The 18,657-nt window shown below is 59.0% G+C and carries 15 protein-coding genes and 1 pseudogene; 3 read left to right on the forward strand and 13 right to left on the reverse strand.

All coding sequences use genetic code 11. From position 1 onward, the window contains the following. Positions 1-144: 144 nt before the first annotated feature. Positions 145-951, reverse strand: a complete 807-nt coding sequence (locus ACP7BN_RS23440) for a class I SAM-dependent methyltransferase (RefSeq protein ID WP_426206292.1) — start codon at positions 949-951, stop codon at positions 145-147. A gap of 99 nt (positions 952-1,050) precedes the next feature. Beyond that, positions 1,051-1,956: a LysR family transcriptional regulator gene (locus ACP7BN_RS23445; protein WP_426206293.1), complete on the reverse strand. Its 906-nt coding sequence runs from the start codon at positions 1,954-1,956 to the stop codon at positions 1,051-1,053. A 121-nt stretch (positions 1,957-2,077) separates the two neighbouring features. On the opposite strand from ACP7BN_RS23445, the gene ACP7BN_RS23450 reads away from it, so the two are divergent. Both ACP7BN_RS23450 and ACP7BN_RS23455 read left to right on the forward strand, forming a co-directional pair. Then, positions 2,078-3,094, forward strand: coding sequence for an alpha/beta hydrolase (locus tag ACP7BN_RS23450; protein WP_426206294.1), 1,017 nt, complete (start codon positions 2,078-2,080; stop codon positions 3,092-3,094). Positions 3,095-3,274: 180 nt separating this feature from the next. Then, complete coding sequence (locus tag ACP7BN_RS23455; protein WP_426206295.1) at positions 3,275-4,702, forward strand: mechanosensitive ion channel domain-containing protein; 1,428 nt, start codon at positions 3,275-3,277, stop codon at positions 4,700-4,702. A gap of 282 nt (positions 4,703-4,984) precedes the next feature. Here ACP7BN_RS23455 and ycaC read toward each other — a convergent pair whose 3' ends face one another. The 10 genes from ycaC to ACP7BN_RS23505 all read right to left on the reverse strand — a co-directional run bounded on the left by ycaC (position 4,985) and on the right by ACP7BN_RS23505 (position 17,669). Beyond that, entirely contained in the window at positions 4,985-5,611 is a 627-nt protein-coding gene (gene ycaC, locus ACP7BN_RS23460; RefSeq protein WP_426206296.1) for an isochorismate family cysteine hydrolase YcaC, read from the reverse strand. 68 nt (positions 5,612-5,679) lie between these two features. Beyond that, positions 5,680-7,524 carry an amidohydrolase gene (locus tag ACP7BN_RS23465; protein ID WP_426206297.1) on the reverse strand — a complete coding sequence of 615 codons (1,845 nt, stop codon included), beginning with the start codon at positions 7,522-7,524 and terminating at the stop codon, positions 5,680-5,682. 45 nt (positions 7,525-7,569) lie between these two features. Beyond that, positions 7,570-8,187, reverse strand: coding sequence for an antibiotic biosynthesis monooxygenase (locus ACP7BN_RS23470; RefSeq protein ID WP_426206298.1), 618 nt, complete (start codon positions 8,185-8,187; stop codon positions 7,570-7,572). Continuing rightward, positions 8,180-8,596, reverse strand: coding sequence for a DoxX family protein (locus ACP7BN_RS23475; RefSeq protein WP_426206299.1), 417 nt, complete (start codon positions 8,594-8,596; stop codon positions 8,180-8,182). Before ACP7BN_RS23475 ends, ACP7BN_RS23470 begins: the two co-directional genes overlap by 8 nt. A gap of 266 nt (positions 8,597-8,862) precedes the next feature. Next, positions 8,863-9,237 carry a DUF6124 family protein gene (locus tag ACP7BN_RS23480; protein WP_426206300.1) on the reverse strand — a complete coding sequence of 125 codons (375 nt, stop codon included), beginning with the start codon at positions 9,235-9,237 and terminating at the stop codon, positions 8,863-8,865. Between the two features lie 625 nt (positions 9,238-9,862). After that, positions 9,863-12,736 (reverse strand): hypothetical protein, encoded by a 2,874-nt coding sequence (locus tag ACP7BN_RS23485; protein ID WP_426206301.1) that lies wholly within the window; start codon positions 12,734-12,736, stop codon positions 9,863-9,865. Between the two features lie 354 nt (positions 12,737-13,090). Continuing rightward, positions 13,091-13,462, reverse strand: a complete 372-nt coding sequence (locus tag ACP7BN_RS23490) for a DUF6124 family protein (protein ID WP_426206302.1) — start codon at positions 13,460-13,462, stop codon at positions 13,091-13,093. A 379-nt stretch (positions 13,463-13,841) separates the two neighbouring features. Next, complete coding sequence (locus tag ACP7BN_RS23495; RefSeq protein WP_426206303.1) at positions 13,842-15,602, reverse strand: hypothetical protein; 1,761 nt, start codon at positions 15,600-15,602, stop codon at positions 13,842-13,844. A 115-nt stretch (positions 15,603-15,717) separates the two neighbouring features. After that, positions 15,718-16,641 (reverse strand): LysR substrate-binding domain-containing protein, encoded by a 924-nt coding sequence (locus ACP7BN_RS23500; protein WP_426206304.1) that lies wholly within the window; start codon positions 16,639-16,641, stop codon positions 15,718-15,720. A 44-nt stretch (positions 16,642-16,685) separates the two neighbouring features. Beyond that, entirely contained in the window at positions 16,686-17,669 is a 984-nt protein-coding gene (locus ACP7BN_RS23505) for an MBL fold metallo-hydrolase (protein WP_426206305.1), read from the reverse strand. Between the two features lie 235 nt (positions 17,670-17,904). Between ACP7BN_RS23505 and ACP7BN_RS23510 the strand changes: the two genes are divergently transcribed. Then, the gene (locus ACP7BN_RS23510) at positions 17,905-18,369 is read left to right on the forward strand and encodes a helix-turn-helix domain-containing protein (RefSeq protein WP_426206306.1); all 465 of its coding nucleotides are present in this window, start codon (positions 17,905-17,907) and stop codon (positions 18,367-18,369) included. Here ACP7BN_RS23510 and ACP7BN_RS23515 read toward each other — a convergent pair. Beyond that, a pseudogene (locus ACP7BN_RS23515) lies at positions 18,326-18,482 on the reverse strand (NADPH-dependent FMN reductase); the annotation flags it as partial. The gene ACP7BN_RS23510 and the pseudogene ACP7BN_RS23515 overlap by 44 nt on opposite strands. Positions 18,483-18,657 lie beyond the last annotated feature (175 nt).

Genomic DNA, 18,657 nt, shown 5'->3' on the forward strand with positions numbered 1-18,657 from the left:
TCCCATGACTAACTCGTCGTATCGTTTTATCAGGCGGGCATCTAGCCCAGTCATTTGATATCCATGCCGTCCCTTTATAGACCAGGATCGGGAGATGTGTAGATACCAATGCAGCGATGGGGCCAGTATAGGCACTGCAGAGTTTCAGACTTTGCTGGCAACCAAGGTAAAGCACAACGGCATCTGCGCCTCGCGGTTCAGGTATTGGTCGTACACCTCTTCGCGGTTCGAATGCGGGTATTCCTTGAAGTGGCTGATGTTCAGGCCCGCTTCGATGGCAGCGGTGAAGATCGCGCCAAGGGTGTGCACGAACCAGTACGATGCCGCTGACTGCTGCTCGACCTTGCCCGCATAGACGATCGGCTGTTCCTGCACGAACGGTTGTTTGCGAAAGTACGACGTCTCCAGGCGAAACGGGTCTTCGCCCTCGGGATCAACCATCTCCAGAAACGGATGAGTTTCGTAGATCACCAAACGACCGCCCGGCTTGAGAGTCGAGGCCACATGGCGGAAAAATTCGCCAATATCGGGCATCCAGTTCAGAACGCCGATGGTGATCAGCGCCACGTCGAAGCGGTTGTGCAGCGACATCGGCAAGTGATGGATATCGGCTTCGATGAATTCACCATGGTGCGGTGAGCGCGCGTTGATCTCCCGCGCCTGCTCAAGGAATGCGGCCGACTGATCAACCCCCACCACCTGCCGCGCCCCCAACGCAAACAGCGAAAGACTTTCACGACCGTTGTTGCAGCCCAGTTGCACGACGTCTTTACCCTCAACGCCGACCTGCTCCAGCAACCCGCGCAACGTGTCGTCGAGGCAGCAAAAATCGGCCTGTATGACCTCGCTCAGCAACACCTGCCAGTCAGGCGACTCCTGATGATGACGGGCAGAATCGTTCCACGCCTGTCGATTGCTTTCGATGGCGTTTTTGTTGTTTGGCACTTCCATGGCGCACTCCGGACGATGCTCGTGATTGAGCGGCCCGAGTCTAGATCAGCCCGACCATCCAGATTGTTGCAATCTTGTAAGCCCCACCTGCGGTAGCCCCTACAGGGGGTTCGTGGTTGCGTTCTGGTTGAGGCGCTCGCGCAAAAACTCGATCAACGCCTGCACCGGGCGCGAGGCCTGGCGGTGTTGTGGATAGACCGCCGAAAGGGTCAAGGGCTCAGGGCGCAGGTCATCCAGCACCGGCACCAGCCGCCCATCCTTCAGCGCTGCGCCCACAATGAACGTCGGCAGATAGGTAATCCCCATTCCCTGCACCGCCGCGTCCCTGAGCAACTCGCCGTTGTTGACCCGCATGCGGCCAGTGACATTCACCAATACCGGCTTGCCCTGCCCCGCATCGAATCGCCATTGCACCGAACGCCCGTGGCCGTAAGGCAAGCAGTCATGGTTGTGCAGGTCCTCAGGTTTGAGCGGCGTGCCGCGTTCGGCGAGGTACGCGGGGCTGGCGCAATACACACGCTCGATGCTGGCGATGCGACGCGCGATCAACGTCGAGTCTTCCAGCACGCCGATGCGCAGCGCCAGGTCATAGCCTTCGCCGAGCAGATCCACCGGGCGGTCGCTCAAGTCGACTTCCACCGTGACTTCGCGATAACGCTGCAAGAACAGCGGCAACAGGCAGCCAAGGTGCGCCACAGCAAACGACAACGGCGCACTCAGACGAATCGCCCCGCGCGGCTCGGCGGTCTGCCCGGCGATGCCTTGCTCGACCTGTTCGACTTCGCCCAGCAAGCGCAGCGCCGACTCGTAATAGCTCTGGCCCAGTGGTGTGACGTCGAGGCGCCGGGTCGAACGGTTGAGCAAGCGCACGCCGAGGCGCTCCTCCAACTGCATCAAGCGACGGCTGACGAACTGCTTGGACAGGCCCAACTGATCAGCCGCTGCGGTGAAGCTGCCGGAGTCCATGACCTGGCAAAAAATACGCATGTCTTCGAACGGGTTCATTGTCACTCTCTGGTGGACAGTTAAACGCTTTATAGCCGCTTTTTCACACCACGGCACCCTATTAATCTGTGTCCACGGTTTGAAAACACCACAACTCAACTTATCGAAAATGGAATTGAACATGAACTTCAAACAAACCCTGACCGCTTCCCTCCTTGCCCTGTCCATCGGCAACGCATTCGCCGCAGAACCGACCGGCGTCGAACACAACACCCAAGCCTTCCTCAACGCCCTCGCCGCTGGCGGTGGCAAACCGCTGGAACAACTCAGCCCGAAGGACGCGCGTGCAGTGCTGACCGGTGCTCAGGCTTCGGTGAAGGTGGATCTGTCCGGGGTGGAAGTCAGCGACAAGGCGATCACCGTCGACGGCCAGACCATCAACCTCAAAGTCGTGCGTCCGGCCAAGGTCAAAGGCGAGTTGCCGGTGTTCATGTTCTTCCACGGTGGCGGCTGGGTGCTGGGGGATTTCCCGACTCACCAACGCCTGATTCGTGATCTGGTGGTGGGTTCTGGTGCAGTGGCGGTGTACGTCGATTACACGCCGTCGCCGGAAGCGCAGTACCCGACCGCGATCAACCAGGCTTACGCCGCAACCAAATGGGTGGCCGAGCACGGCAAAGAGATCGGCGTCGACGGCCAGCGTCTGGCAGTCGCCGGCAACAGCGTCGGCGGCAACATGGCGGCAGTCGTCGCGTTGATGGCCAAGGAACAGAAAACTCCGGCGCTGCGCTTCCAACTGTTGATGTGGCCGGTGACCAACGCGCAGTTCGACGACGGTTCGTACCAGCAATTCGCCGAAGGCCATTTCCTCACCAAAGGCATGATGCAGTGGTTCTGGGACAACTACACCACCAACCCGGCCGAGCGCGCGCAGATCCATGCCTCGCCGCTGAACGCCAGCGCCGAACAGCTCAAAGGCCTGCCCGCCGCGCTGGTGCAGACCGCAGAGTTCGACGTGCTGCGTGATGAAGGCGAGGGTTACGCTCGCCACCTCGACGCGGCGGGTGTACCGGTGACCTCGGTGCGCTACAACGGGATGATTCATGACTTCGGTCTGCTGAATCCGCTGAGTCAGATTCCGGAAGTGAAAGCGGCGGTACGTCAGGCTGCGGCTGAACTCAAGACTCACCTGAACTGAGTCCCAAGGCTTTGCCACCTTTGTGTGGCAAAGCTGCTTTTTGTGGCGAGGGAGCTTGCTCCCGCTGGGTTGCGAAGCGACCCCAGAATCTACAAAACAGTGGAGATTTTGTGAGTGCTGCGCACTCAAGCGGGAGCAAGCTCCCTCGCCACAGATTTCCATCCGGCTCGGAGAATCCCCATGTCCTTCTTCTACACCCACCTGCTGTCCTGGAGCGCCCTGCTGCTGGTGCTCGACACCGCACTCTGGCACCTCGCCCCGTTCAAGCATCGTGCACCGCGGGTCGGTGTGCGGCTGGCGCTGTTTCTGGCGTTCAGTGCGCTGATCATCAATGCCGGCGTCAGCCCGTTGCAGGCGCCGTTGTTCGCTGATGACCGTGTCGCGCAACTCGGCGCAACGGCCCTGGGAATTCTCTGGTGGCTGTACGCGGCGCGCGTGCTGACTGAAGTGATTGGCCTGCTGCTGATGCGCCGCATCGGTCACAGCGGTCGCTTGCTGCAAGACGTGATCGGTGCGCTGGTGTTTCTGGTGGCCATCGTCGCCGCTGCCGGTTACGTGCTGGAACTGCCGGTCAAAGGCTTGCTCGCAACCTCCGGCGTGGTCGCCATCGTCGTCGGTCTGGCGCTGCAAAGCACTCTGGCCGACGTGTTCTCGGGAATCGTGCTCAACACCACCAAACCGTATCAGGTGGACGATTTTGTGGTGATCGACGGCGTCGAAGGCAAGGTGCTCGACATCGACTGGCGCGCCACACACCTGCTGACCAGCGCCGGAACCATGGCCGTGGTGCCGAACTCGGTGGCGGCCAAAGCCAAGATTGTCAACCTCAGCCGCCCAAACAACATGCACGGCGTGTCGATCAGCATCAAAGTGCCCAACCACATCCGCCCGCGCCGCGTACTGGATGCCCTCGACCGCACGCTGCAAGGCAGCAGCAGTCTGCTGTTGTCGCCCGCGCCCAAAGTGGTGTTGAAAGAGGCTGGCGAAGAAATGTCCGAATACGTGGCCAGCGGGTTTATCGCCGAGCTGGGCAAGAAAGGCGAAGTGCGCAATCAACTGTTTGACCTCGCCCACCGCCATCTCGAAGCCGCGGGAATTTCCCGCCATCCCGACGGCGTGATCGAACCTTCGTCCCGCGCTCGCGCGTTGCTTGATGAAGTGAAAATCTTCCGCTCGTTGAGCCCTGATGAACGTGATCGCCTGGCCGAATCGATGGTCGCGCAGCAGTACAGCGCGGGCCAGGTGGTGCTGGATCTGAATGAAGTGCCGGACAGTCTGTTTGTGATTGCCACGGGCGTGGTCAGCGCAACGGTGACCGACGGCAACGGCCAGGCTGAAGCCGGGCGCATGGGGCCGAGTGAAGTAATGGGTGAGCAGAGTATTCTGGCGGATACGCCTTCACAGGCGACGTTCACTGCGCTGACGTCTTCGATCATTTATCGCCTCGATAAAGAGCTGACTCGCCAGTGCATGGGCCAGCGTGGCGAGGTTGGACGCGCGCTGAACAAGTTGCAGGCGGTGCGGCAGCAGAGCAGTCGGTTGGCATTGGTGGCTGCGCCGGTGGCGGTGAGGAAAGGTGGGTTTTTGGGGTGGCTGCAAAGGCGCTGAGGTTTATGGTTTGGAATGCTTTGTCAGCGTTGAGATCTTTACCCCCTCACCCCAGCCCTCTCCCCCAAGGGGACGAGGGGGAAAGGGGGCTGATCTTCACGCTATTCGAGGCCTGAGCTCGACTCAGAATTTTCAGGTCGATGTAACTCGCAAATCCAACACGGTCGGCCCCCTCTCCCTCCGGGAGAGGGCTGGGGTGAGGGTCAGCGATCCCAATCTGAAACCCGATCCAACAGCCAAAAAAATGCCCGCTCTTCAGCAGGCATCTCCCCTCTCACCCAATCACTTCTCAGTGAACTTGGTATAGCTGTTGATCAGATTGCGATAGTTCGGCAGGCGGTTCGACAACAGATTCGCCAGGCCTTCCATATCGTTGCGCCAGTCGCCCTGCAGCTCGCAAGCCACCGAGAACCAGTTCAGCAGTTGAGCGCCAGCCGCCGACATCCGCGCCCACGCCGCTTGCTGCACGGTGGTGTTGAAGGTGCCGGACGAATCCGTCACCACAAACACTTCAAACCCTTCCGCCAGCGCCGACAGGGTCGGGAACGCTACGCAAACGTCAGTCACCACACCGGCGATGATCAGTTGCTTGCGGCCAGTCGCCTTGATCGCTTTGACGAAGTCTTCGTTGTCCCAGGCGTTGATCTGGCCTGGACGCTGAATGAACGGCGCGTCCGGGAATTGCTCGCGCAGTTCCGGCACGATCGGGCCGTTCGGGCCGGCGTCGAAGCTGGTGGTGAGGATGGTTGGCAGTTTGAAGAACTTGGCGATGTCGCCCAATGCCAAAACGTTGTTCTTGAACTCGTTCGGTGTGAAGTCCTGCACCAGCGAGATCAGACCGGTCTGGTGATCGACCAACAGCACAACTGCATCGTCTTTGTTCAGGCGCTTGTAAGGAACGTTGCTCATGTGAAACTCCTCGATGGATGGTTATTGCGCTGAGCGCCGACCAAGCGGGCCGACGCTTTTAAAAGCAATCAGAAAGCGAAGCAGGAGCAACCGAACGCGCCCCAAAACCCGGCGAAGTCGCTGACCGGAGCGTTCGACAGGCGGGCCTTTTCATGGCTGTGCGAGTGCACGCCACACGGGCCGCTGCACTGGTGCACTTGCGCCTGCAATGGCGAATTCGGGCGCCAGTGGCCCGGGACTTTCACCACCGGCGACCAGTCCGGCAGTACCGGCACGCTGGCCGGGCCGAGTTTTTCGAAGTCATCGGCGGCGTACACGATCTTGCCGCCAACCACGGTCAGTACCGACTCGATCCACTTGATCGCTTCTTCTTCGACGTGGAAGAAGTCCGCGCTCAACGCAGCCAGATCCGCCAGTTGCCCGACCTTGATCTGACCCTTCTTGCCCTGTTCGGACGAGAACCAGGCGCTGCCGTGGGTGAACAATTCCAGCGCCGTGGTGCGCGGCAGACCTTCTTCGTACAGCGCCAGACCGCCAACGGTACGGCCGCTGACCATCCAGTACAGCGAAGTCCACGGGTTGTAGCTGGAGACCCGCGTGGCGTCGGTGCCGGCGCCAACCGGTACACCTTCGGCGAGCATGCGTTTGATCGGCGGTGTGGCTTCGGCGGCTTGTTTGCCGTAGCGGTCGACGAAGTATTCGCCCTGGAACGCCATGCGATCCTGAATCGCAATGCCGCCGCCCAGCGCTTTCACGCGTTCGATGTTCTGCGGGGTGATGGTTTCGGCGTGGTCGAAGAACCACGGCAAGCCGTTGAACGGAAGGTCGCGATTGACCTTCTCGAACACGTCGAGCATGCGGCTGATGGATTCGTTGTAAGTGGCGTGCAAACGGAACGGCCAGCGCTGCTCGACCAAGTGCCGCACCACTGGCTCCAGTTCCTGTTCCATGGTCTGCGGCAGGTCCGGGCGCGGTTCGAGGAAGTCTTCGAAGTCGGCTGCCGAGAACACCAGCATCTCCCCAGCGCCGTTGTGGCGCAGGAAGTCGTCGCCCTGGTGCAACTTGACGCTACCGGTCCAGTTCTGGAAATCGCTCAGCTCTTCTTTGGGCTTCTGGGTGAACAGGTTGTAGGCGATGCGGATGGTCAATTGCTCATCCTTGGCCAACTGCTCGATCACCTGATAATCGTCCGGGTAGTTCTGGAAACCACCGCCGGCATCGATCGCACTGGTCAGGCCAAGACGGTTGAGTTCACGCATGAACTGCCGGGTCGAGTTGACCTGATATTCCAGCGGCAGCTTCGGCCCTTTGGCCAGCGTCGAGTACAGAATCATCGCGTTCGGCCGCGCCACCAGCATGCCGGTCGGGTTGCCGTTGGCATCACGCACGATCTCGCCACCCGGCGGATTCGGCGTGTCGCGGGTGTAACCGGCTACGCGCAGGGCAGCGCGGTTGAGCAGCGCGCGGTCGTACAGGTGCAGGATGAACACCGGCGTGTCCGGCGCGGCCTGGTTGATTTCTTCCAGGGTTGGCATGCGTTTTTCAGCGAACTGGAATTCATTCCAGCCCCCGACCACGCGCACCCACTGCGGGGTTGGCGTGCGGTCAGCCTGATCCTTGAGCATGCGCAGCGCATCGGCCAGCGACGGCACGCCTTCCCAGCGCAGTTCGAGGTTGTAGTTCAAACCGCCACGGATCAGGTGCAAGTGCGAGTCGTTGAGACCGGGGATCACGCAGCGGCCCTTGAGGTCGACCACTTGTGTTCCGGCGCCGCGCAGGGCCATGGCTTGGGCATCGTTACCGACGACGGCGAAGCGGCCATCCTTGATCGCCACGGCACTGGCGAGGGGTTTGGTGCGGTCTACGGTATGAAATTGGCCATTGAACAGAATCAGATCAGCATTGGCGTTCATCGCAGTTCCTTCGGTAAAAGTGAAACAAAGCCGGAATCCGCCGGATCAGCGCGGCGGATTGGTGTTGGATTCAGGTTTTTTGGCTTGCAGCCATGGGGCGAACAGACGCGTCGCCAGCGGCATGCACACGTACACCACCGAAACCACGATGGTCACAGTGATCAGAAATGTGGCGATCACGTAGTTGGACAGAAACGCATTGAGGCGCAGCAACGGCCCCCAGATCAGTGGCACCAGCAAGGTGTGGGGCAAAATCACAAACAGCGTGACCACGGCTTGTTTCCAGCGCGGCGGTGGCGGCGCAGCGGCATCGGTCTGCGGCGTGAACCAGAATTCATTGGCGGCGTTGACCTCCGTCACATCACCATCGGCGAGCATCGGCGCGGCTTCATCGACCAGCGCCTGGCGCTGCGGCGAATCGAGCCAGCGCTGCATCGCGTCGGTCGAGCAATAGCGCAACACGCAAGTGAACAACGCGAGCCCGCCCTGCTGGCTGCGCATCACATCCACGCCCAAATGCCCTTCCTCACGCCCCGCCACGCTGACAATGTTGCGCAGCCAGGCTTCGTACGGCGCCTCGAAACCGGCCTTGACCCGGTGCTTGACGATCAACGTGACCGTCTCGTCGGGCCCCGGTTTTTTCAGGGATTGGGCATCAGGCATAACGAAACACTCCGGGCAAACGAACATTGAGCGCCAGCCGTCCCGGCCCGGCGATAAACACAGTGGTGAAAATAATCAGCAGCAACCAGCCGAACTGCCCCTCGGCCACACTCCATTGCGGATGCACAACCAACAGCGCCACCAGCAGCACAAAGAGAATAGGCAAGCACGCCAATCGCGCCAGAACCCCGGCGACGATCAGTAGCGGACAGACGACTTCGGCGAAAATCGCCAGGATCAACGTGAGGTGGGCACCGAGGTGGAACGGGTCTTCGATCAGTTGCAGTTGCGCAGTGAAGTCCAGCAGCTTGGGCAGGCCGTGGATCCACAGCAGAAACAGTCCGCCGGTTACCCGCAGGAACAGCAAGCCAAGGCTTAGCGCCTGGTCATTGCGTTGGGAAGATTGCATGGGGCCACCCGTGATCGATCATTGCCCGTTATGGTGCAACGATCGATCAAGGGGAAATTGAACAGGTGTGCTCTCTTGAACGCCGAACGCTACGCAACCTCCAACTGCTGCCCACCATCCCCTGTGGCGAGGGGATTTATCCCCGTTCGGCTGCGCAGCAGTCGCAAAACCATCAAACACGGTGTATCAGCAATAACCAGGTTGAATGGTTCTGGGGCTGCTGCGCAACCCAACGGGGATAAATCCCCTCGCCACAGGACCGCGTGTTACTGAGGGCTCGCGTCAGCCTTCAGTTCCAGATTATCCAGCACCCGATTCACCGCCAGTTCCCCGAGCATGATCAACTGCGCAATCCCCAACAACACATGCCGCTGCGACGCATCTAGCATCCCGGCGAAGTCGTTGGCCATGACCTTCGCCGAGGCCAGGGTTTCGCAGGCGTTGGCCAGCAGTTCTTCGCTGTCGATGCCGGGGGCGATTTTGTAGATGGTGTTGGGTTTGAGCGCAGGTCTGCGCGGCAGGAACGGGTTGAGGTAATGGTCGAGGGCGCGTTCAGCGGCTTCGTGGAATTTCTTGGAATCGAGGGATTCGTAAGGCGAGGTGGTGTCGGTTTCTGGTGGATTTGGTGTTGGTTTGATCATGGTGAAACTCCTTGAGAATGGAGCCGTCATCCGTCGCTGCTAAACGAATCAGGTGGCGGCTGAACGCGGGTTAGCAGACCAGGCTCAAGGATCCCGGCGCACCGAAGTGCCCCACGCTAGCCGCCATAAAACAACAATGGCGAAACCGACGTGCCTTGAGATTAACCGAGCTGCTAAACCCGATCGCTGTCAATCAGCGACCCGCCAACAATAGAACCCGCCCCCAAGGCGCACAAGCCGGCCGATTCTGGCGTACGTGTAGGCAAAGGCGCAAGGCTGTGTGGCTTTGCGGACATAGCCTTAAACACTATTCAACGAAGGCTTCAGATTGACCTTAAACAAAAACTCGCGCTCCTCTATGAGTAGGAGCGCGGGCTTTCTTAGTTGGGGCTGGAAAATAAATGCGTCCCCTTTTTTTCCCCAGGCTTAAACACTATTCAACGATTTCAGCGAATTTGGCTTAAACAGAAAAAGCCGCACGCCCTTTTTAACAGGAGTGCGGCTTTCTTGGTTGGGACTGGTAAATAAATGCGTTCCCTTTTCTGTCCCATCCGACGCAGAACGCGGAGCGTACGTAAAAGCGTTCCCGCACAGGAGAGTACGACCGATCAGCCTTGGTTAGGCTTCATCTAGGTTTTATACAACCAGCGAGAATAAGTGACTCACTTTCAGATGCATTTCTTGTCTTCACAAATGAAGGGGCAGTTGAATACACAACCCTGACGCCTCCACTCGGTGAGTCAGTGAGCCAAGCCTCAAGGCTATGGTATGAACCAGTCCCTTGTGCATACGCCTCCCGAAGCACGGCGAGGCTAATCATTTGTCGGCCTTCTCGTTGAGCTTGCTGGACACATTGCTGATAGGTGCCCCGAAAGTTCACGATCTCTTTACCAAACTCAAAAACGTTAGCTGTAGTTACAGAATATTGGACCTTTTGGCCCCCAGCGTCTTCTGCCGTGATGACTGCCGAGCCATTCCCTACCGAAACGACATAGCCGTTTTGATCGACTAGGACTTTTGTCGGCTGGCTTGAAGAATATTTATAAGGCTCCTCGCCACCTCGCGCAGATCTAGTGGCATGAGCACCGGCCGGAGGGATTTGGGCGGGCAAACCTAGTGGCCAATTTCTTGAAATGTAGTGAGCCGCTGCGAGCCTTAGAGGTGATGTATCAATGCTCAGGGCCGAGACGACAGTTACTGTCCACGCCGCCGATACCGGCGACGCTCCATACAGCCCCTTGACCGTATAAATGCGCGCACCCGACGCCGGATCAACGTCGGTGTACGAGTAATCACCTGTAGGCCCGACCGTCAGCGTGGTGACCACATCCGTGCCTTTCAGTACCTGAAGTTGTTGACCCGCGCTGGCCTTGCCGGCAATGACCAGAGTGGTCGCCGTAGTCGACCCACCATTTGCAACGGGTGTACCGGTGGCGGTGTTTTCGGTCACTTTGATGATCGTTGGCGCGACGACGGCAACGACAATCACATTCCGCGCATTGGATACCGGCCCATCTTTCCTCCTCGCCTGCAGGTTGTAAGTAGCGACCACAAGATTCTTCAGTTCAAACTTCCATATACCCCGCCCATCAACCTGAATCTCAGCGCCTCCCGGTATAAACGCCCCACCGTTTACAAGATCGAGTGTTGTATTCGGCGGGCCAACTCCGCTCACGATAATTGATGCGCCAATAGTCGTACCGTTATGCGGAATTTCCACACCGCCAGAATCGGTAATCAAAAGCAATTGCGGCACGCTGTTCGCTACCACGTTGAAGTTTCGAACGTTGGAGAATACGTCAGCACTTGGATGGTATAGAGACTTGACATACACGCGCTTGGCGCCCAGTTGCAGAGCTATCGGACGCTCCCAGTATCCCGACTTATCAGCAGTCGCCTTACCCAGGGAAACCGCAGTCGCACCGCGCCCCTGATACGCCTCCACCTCACCGTGCGCACTCGCTGTGCCGCTGATTATCAATGACGTGCTGATGGTGCTCTCGCCTTCCAGAACTTCGATAGTACCGGCAAGCACTTTTTGAAGCGTCGGAACCACAAGTGCCACAGCCCTGATTTTGTAGACCCGATCCGGAAACACCTGCGCTGTCGCCTCGACATTGCTCTTGTCCATCGACACCTTGAACTTGATCGTGAGTAGAGTGGCATCCCCAAGTTGTTTCAAAAAGGTGTTGGCCAGCGCTCGCGGCCAGAAACCTTGTTTGACCCACGTTGAATTGACCCGCGACGGTAAGCCTTTCCACAAATCAAGTTTATGCGCCGTCCCGTCTGACTTCTTGCCTTCGACTGATAACCAGCACGGCTGGTAGTCCTCAATCAATGTAAAGAGCAAAGCGTGAATCGTGGCGTTGCTGGCGCCCAGTGCGGTGACGTCCAGCACGTTGTTTACATCCACCTCCAAAATTTTCGGCGAGATCAATGCCGTGACCGGCAGAGGCAGAATATTCAGAAGCAGAGGTTTCGAAGTTGTTGACACGCCATTACGCTCAATGAAGTAGATGACCTCGACAACTTTGCTCAAACTGTAAGCCAGCACCGAACGCGGGACCACAACCTCCAGACCGGCACTGACCAAGCGCTTCGGACTGGTGAATGAGGCCGCCGGCGTGCTGATCGCGCCTCTCCAGATGGCGTACATTTTGTCGGTGGGCAGCAGCGTGCCCGGAGGCACCAACACGCTCACATCCTGCTGGGTCGGGGTGAAATTGTTGCCCGTCTGGCCCTTGACGGTGGGCGCCGGCAAATCCAGCCGGCGGATATGGATGTCCAGCGACTTTGCTGGCGACTTAACGACGTTGCCCAACTGATCGATAACCAGGAACTCGGTCACTGCACGCGGGTTGTCACCCGCCTTCTCGAACGTATCGGTGAACAACTTGCAGGTAATGGGCGCCGGTGCAGCGGGAACATCAAAGCTGACAGATGTATCGCCCAGCAGAAACAAAATGCTGTCAAATGCCCGGCGGTTGTTATAAGTAAATCCGAACTCAACACCCTGCACCCCGTCGACGGGACCGATTCCGCTGGTTATGTTCTTCGGCGGGATAACCAAGTCCAACGTATCGGCGTGTCGAAGGTGGTAGAGCACGAATAGATCCCGCGAGTTCTCGCCGATATTCCCGCCAGCGCGCTTCACCGTGTAATGCAATCTGTTTACACCGTGAATCAGTCGTCCCTTAGGCACATACAAAAGGATGCGCTGCTGCTCTTCCCCTTTCTTGACCGTATGACCTGTAACAGCGTTGGCGTCATTATTGAGGTACAAGTCAACGCGATCATCGACGACCAACGTTGCCCCACGTGCTTTCTGTTCTGTCCAGGGATCGATCAGACACTCAAGCCCATTGGGCTGGTCGTCGTAAATCGACCATGGGATACCACCATGCGCGAGGTCGCCAGGTTTGACCGGTGATACCCAGCCCTGGATGATTACTGGCACCAATACAAATAACGAATTCAATGTAGAGGACTGGATGTCCATCTTGATCTCCTGGAGTAGCGCTCAAGTGCTTTTTGCGGTGATCTATCACACCGCAAAATCGGAGAGTCGGCACCTGTCAGATCTGACAGGTGCACAGGGTTTCAAGACGAACGGTCGTCAAGGACTTCAGCGGCATCCTCAATGATCATTCGTTGAAGGTGGACACGGTCTGACCTGAGCGGTGAAACAACAAAACCCGCCACCCCGATCAAACGGGACGCGGGTTTTTTGTGTCAGGCAGAAACCTGTGGCGAGGGAGCTTGCTCCCGCTCGAGTGCGAAGCGCTCGCAATACTTTTGGGGCTGCTGCGCAACCCAGCGGGAGCAAGCTCCCTCGCCACAACAGTTCGTAAGCCTACAGGGCTTTGTCAGCCTTCAGTTCCAGATTATCCAGCACCCGATTCACCGCCAGTTCACCTAGCATGATCAACTGCGCAATCCCCAACAGCACATGCCGCTGCGACGCATCAAGCATGCCTGCGAAGTCGTTGGCCATGACCTTGGCCGAGGTCAGGGTTTCGCAGGCGTTTGCCAGCAGTTCTTCGCTGTCGATGCCGGGGGAGATTTTGTAGATGGTGTTGGGTTTGAGCGCAGGTCTGCGCGGCAGGAACGGATTGAGGTAATGATCGAGCGCGCGTTCGGCGGCTTCGTGGAATTTCTTGGAATCGAGGGATTCGTAGGGCGAGGTGGTGTCGGTTTCTGGTGGGTTGGGTGTTGGTTTGATCATTGATAAAGCCTCTAGAGTGGTTGGGGGCGCCACACTTCGCTGCTAAACGAAAGAGGTGGCGGCCGTACGTGGGTTAGCAGACCAGGACTCTAGAACCCGGCGCACCGAAGTGCCCCACGCAAAGCCGCCATAACGTGAACGGACAGGCATTAACCTGATCACGAAAAAGGACGTTGTGCGTCTAGAGAAAAGCCCGGGCTGCTAAACCCGATCGCTGTCAATCAGCGACCCGCAAACAATAGAACCCGCCCCCAAGGCGCACAAGCCGGCCGATTCTGGCGTACGTGTAGGCAAAGGCGCAAGGCGCTGTAGCTTTCATCAAGTAACGATAAACGTCCTTAAACACCGTGGGCTAAACGTCATAAACCACTCGCGAGCGCTACCGAATCGTGTACTGGCGCGGGGCAAAAACCTGAGCCGTTGCGGCGTTAGCCACTGTGTCGAGGTTGACCCTGAACCGCAGAGTCAATGTGCTGCCGGGGCGCAGATCCTTCAGATAGCTGAACAACACGGTGACGCTGTAACCGCCATTGAACACCCAGCTCTGATTCACCACCACGTTGCCCATCCACATCGCCTGGTTGTGCGGGCCGCCATTGGCATCTTCACCCTCAAAGTCCAGCCAAAGTGCCTGCGCACGCACGATATGCGGCCACACACCAAATCGCAGCGTAGCGCCGGCTTGCACATTGGCGAGGATCAAGTCCGTCGTACCATTCGCCTCGAGAAAGACTGGCGCAACGAACCGATCCGCCGGGATCGTGCCCACGTTCAAGTGGATAGGTCCTAAAGGCGCTGGCGGGGCCGTGCCGCGGTCATACTCGGCGCTGACCGTGACCCGCTTGCCCAGGCTGAACGCCAGCAGCGTAAGCGGTAGCGGGATGTTCCTGGGAATCGTGGTACCCGCCGTGACGGTGTTGGTGGTATGTGAGCCGCCCGGTGGAGTGCCCGGGGCAGCAGCCCAGCGGACTCTGATTCGGTCGTTGGCCTGCATGTTGTAATTCAGGACTGCCGTCAGACTGGTCAATGCCGCCATTGGATCAATAGTGCCGTTGTCGGGCGCCTCGGCAATCGTCAGTTCCAGGTTTTGCAGTACGACGTTGATTCGCCGTGGACTTGAGGCGCCGCCGCTGCCATCCGCCAACTTGACTGTAAACACATGCAGTCCACCCGTGAGCGCAGCGACGACATACGTCCAGACGCCGGCAACGGGGTTAACCGTATCGAGGTAGGTCGATCCATCGGATACATCCACTGGGCCGGAGGTGCTGCCGCTCAGAGTGACACTGGTGTAGCGAGTGTCCGCACCATCGAGAATTTCTCCATCAAGATCGGTAACCGACAATATCCTCGGCGCATTGGCTGATTCTGTCAGGAGCACATAGTTGCGGTGGGCAAATGTTTGGGCGCGGGATGGATCTGTACTGCGCTCCAGCGCCGCCATGAACTCCAGCGTCAGCACGCTGCGATGTTTCAGACCTAGCAGTGCTGCAGCAGGAAAACTCTGCTCGAAGAAACCGAAGCGGATGAATTCATCGTTGATCACGTTGCCCGGTGCTTGCCAGAACGACGCCTCAAAAACACTATCATCGGCGTTGGTGCCTTTGAGTTTGAGCCAGAAGAATTGCCCCATGCTGTGCAACAGCCAGGCATCGATTCGCAAACTGAAATCAGTCAGATTGTTCAGATCCAGCACCAGCCCGTGACCGGCGTTATCCGCTTGTTTGATCAATGGTCGGGTAAGGTCGCCTAGCGCGATGGGCAGTACATAGGCAATCAGCGGCTGCGATGCCACCGGCAGCCCGCCATCAGGGTAGATGGTGTAGAAGACGTTAACGGACTGGCCGAGATTGAAGGTCACCAACTCGGTATCCAGACGCACTTCGTGGGGGTCTTGCCCGGAAAAAGGAATGCGCGACGTGGTGTGCGACCCCTCGACCCCTGTTCCCGGTGCGCCTTGCCAAGTCACGGTAAAACTGCCTGATGACTGCCCGTCGTATCTGACCAGAATGGTCAGCGTGTGCCTTAATCGGGCCGGATCCAGCAAGCCGAATGAACGACTTTCCTGCGTCTGCGGGCTTTCCTGTATTGATGGGGGCGGCAGTTCGGTGGTGACGAGAGCATGAGTAGGCGCGTGCATATCCCCATCCCTTGAGTGCTGGCCATTTTCGGCATGGGCCCATCAGACACGGGATGGAGAGAATTCACCACTGTCAGAACTTACAGGTACGGCACAGTTTCGGACGAACGGCAATTCACACCACCGGAATATCCAGCGTCACCGACATGAACTGACTGATTCGCGCCCGCAACCATTTCTCCGCCGGGTCGTTGTCATGCACCCCGCTCCACGCCATCGACAGTTGCGCCGCATCGATGGGAAACGGCGGATCTTCCGCGCGCAACGCGCAACCGTCGACCAATGCACACGCCGCGTAATCCGGCACCGTGGCGATCATCTCGGTGCCCGCCAGCAACGCGCGCAAACCACTGAATTGCGGCACGCCGAGTACCACGCGGCGGGTGCGGCCGAGCTTGGCCAGGTCCATGTCGATATTGCCGCTCAGGTCGCCCGAGAACGACACCATCGCATGCGGACGCTCGCAGTATTCATCGAGCGTCAGCGGCCCCGGACGATCATCGCCGCGCAGGACTTTGCAGGGAATGTCGCGCAGTTTTTTGCGCTTGGCGTTGGCCGGCAGGTCGGTGGTGTAGCTGACGCCAACCGAGATTTCGCCCGAGGCGAGCAATGTCGGCATCAGCAGGTAGTTGGCGCGTCGCACCACCACGACGATGCCCGGCGCCTCTTCCTGCAACTGGCGCAACAGCGGCGGAAACAGACCGAACTCGGCGTCGTCCGAAAGACCAATGCGGAACACATCGCAACTGGTCGCCGGATCGAATTCCTTGGCGCGGCTGACAGCGCCGGAAATCACGTCCATCGCCGGTTGCAGTTCCTGCAGAATCGCCAGCGCCCGCGCCGTCGGTTCCATGCCGCGACCGTTGCGCAGCAGCAACGGATCGTCGAACAGATCGCGCAAGCGGCCCAATGCGGCGCTCACCGCCGGTTGGCCCATGAACAGTTTTTCGGCGACGCGGGTCAGGTTCTTTTCGAACATCAATGCTTCGAAAATCACCAGCAGATTCATGTCGACGCGGCGCAGATCGTTACGGTTCATGGGCACGTTTTCCTTGTTTTAGCCGAGCGTGAGATGTGGGCACTTTACTCGATCAACGGCACTTTGGCCGCGCGTTTGTACGGGCCGTATTCCACGGGCACCCATTGGAAATGTTTGTCGACCGCAGTGATGTGGCCGATACCGGGAAACGGCAGATGCGCAGCCGTCACCCAGGTTTTGCTGGCCGCCGCTGCGCCGAACACCGCGTTGCGACTTTTGATTGCTTGCTGGCTGTTGACGTCGAAGCTGATCGACACCTCGGGATGCTCGAACTGCACGGCGAGGTTGTGCACCAGATCGCCCATGAACACGATGCTCTGGTTTTGCGAGGTGAAGCGGTAGGTGGTGCTGCCCGGCGTGTGCCCGGCCTCAAGCGTGGCGTCGACCAGACCCGGCAGCGGTGACTGGCCGGCGGCGAAGGTTTTGAAGCGCCCGGCCGCAACGTACGGCGCAGTTGAATCCTGGGCGATCTTGAAGAACGCTTTGGCGCCGTCCGGGGCTTTGGCGAGGGCTTGCGGGTCGAGCCAGTAATCGGCTTCAGCCTTGGCGGCGTAGACCGTGGCGTTGGCGAAGATCGGTTTTTGCTCGCCGTCGACCAGGCCACAAACGTGGTCCAGATGCAGGTGCGTCAGCAGAATCGTGTCGACCTGCTCAGGCTTGTAGCCCGCTGCCTGCATGTTCGCCGAGAGCTGACCGGCGGTGGCGCCGATGCACTGGCCAGCGCCGGTGTCGACCAGAATCAGTTGCTTGCCGGTGTTGACCAGGAACGCGTTGAACGCGGTCTGTACGCCCGGCGTTTCAATCGAGCGCCGCGCCAGCAATGCGCGGATCTGGCTCTGACTCATGCCTTGCAACAGCTTGGGCGACAGGTCGTTGTAGCCGTCGAACAATGCTGTCACTTCGTAGTCACCGACGGCCAGGCGGAAATAGCCCGGCGCCTGCGTGCCGACTTGCGGTGCTTGTGCCATCGCGTTGGACACGCCCAGCGCGAGTGCCAAGGTAATTGCGCCGTTAACAAGACTCTTCATGTTTGATCCCGTTTTCGCGACCCCCGATGGCCCGCCCATATTGTCGTCATCCTGCCCGAACCTCGGCGCCCAGACTTGCAACGGTGTGCTGAGTTCACGCAGTGGCGATGGAATTAACAACGTTTAACTCGTCAGCCTCAGGCCCCCGTCCAACAATGAATGCCTCTGCGCAGCGTTGTTTTTTGCCCCGAGGGACAGCACCGCCGGTGCACTCCCCCCGATACGGACTTTGGCCATGGCTCACACACAGCAAAACGTCGCCCTCGCCTCCGCCTGCGAACCGCGCCGCAACAGTACCGGCGGGTTAAGTCCGCAGCGCCAGCGGTTGGTCAAACAGTTGATTCTCGATCGCCTCGGCGACAGTCTCGAAGTCACTGACCTGGCCCGCGCCTGCTCGCTGTCGCGCAGCCATTTCTCGCGCGCCTTCAAATGCAGCACAGGGCTCTCACCGCAGGACTGGATCCGCACTCAACGCATCGCCCGCGCCAAGCTGTTGATCCAGCATACCGACCTGAGCCTGACGCACATCAGCCAGGAATGCGGCTTCTGTGATCAGGCGCACTTCTGTCATATCTTCACTCGCAGCGAAGGGATCAATCCGTTTGCGTGGCGTTGCCGGGAGGTTCGGGATTTGAAGATCAAGAGATCGCAGCCTTCGAATGTTGCGCCGCGAACACCGCCATTTGCAGCAAGGTGTTGAGCATGTCACCCGCACAGGCTGCCGGAATGGGTGATGCCTGCCGCGAGTTTGTCGCGCCAGGGTCGGACCAGATAAACCCCCGCAGTCGCCTCCATGGATTGCTTGAACGCCGCCGGTTTGCGCCTTTAAATACAGTGGGGCGACGCTCGAGGCGGACTTGGCTTGGGCGTTGTTGCGAAAGCGATGCATTGCACTCGCGGCCAATCCTGAGGAATATGCCGGGATACCGCGGCGCAGACGGCTGGCGTGACCCTCAAGTCGCTGTTCGCCCTGCCCGTCACACGTTCG

It is taken from the genome of Pseudomonas sp. TWP3-1 (assembly GCF_049896625.1).
Lineage (GTDB): Bacteria > Pseudomonadota > Gammaproteobacteria > Pseudomonadales > Pseudomonadaceae > Aquipseudomonas.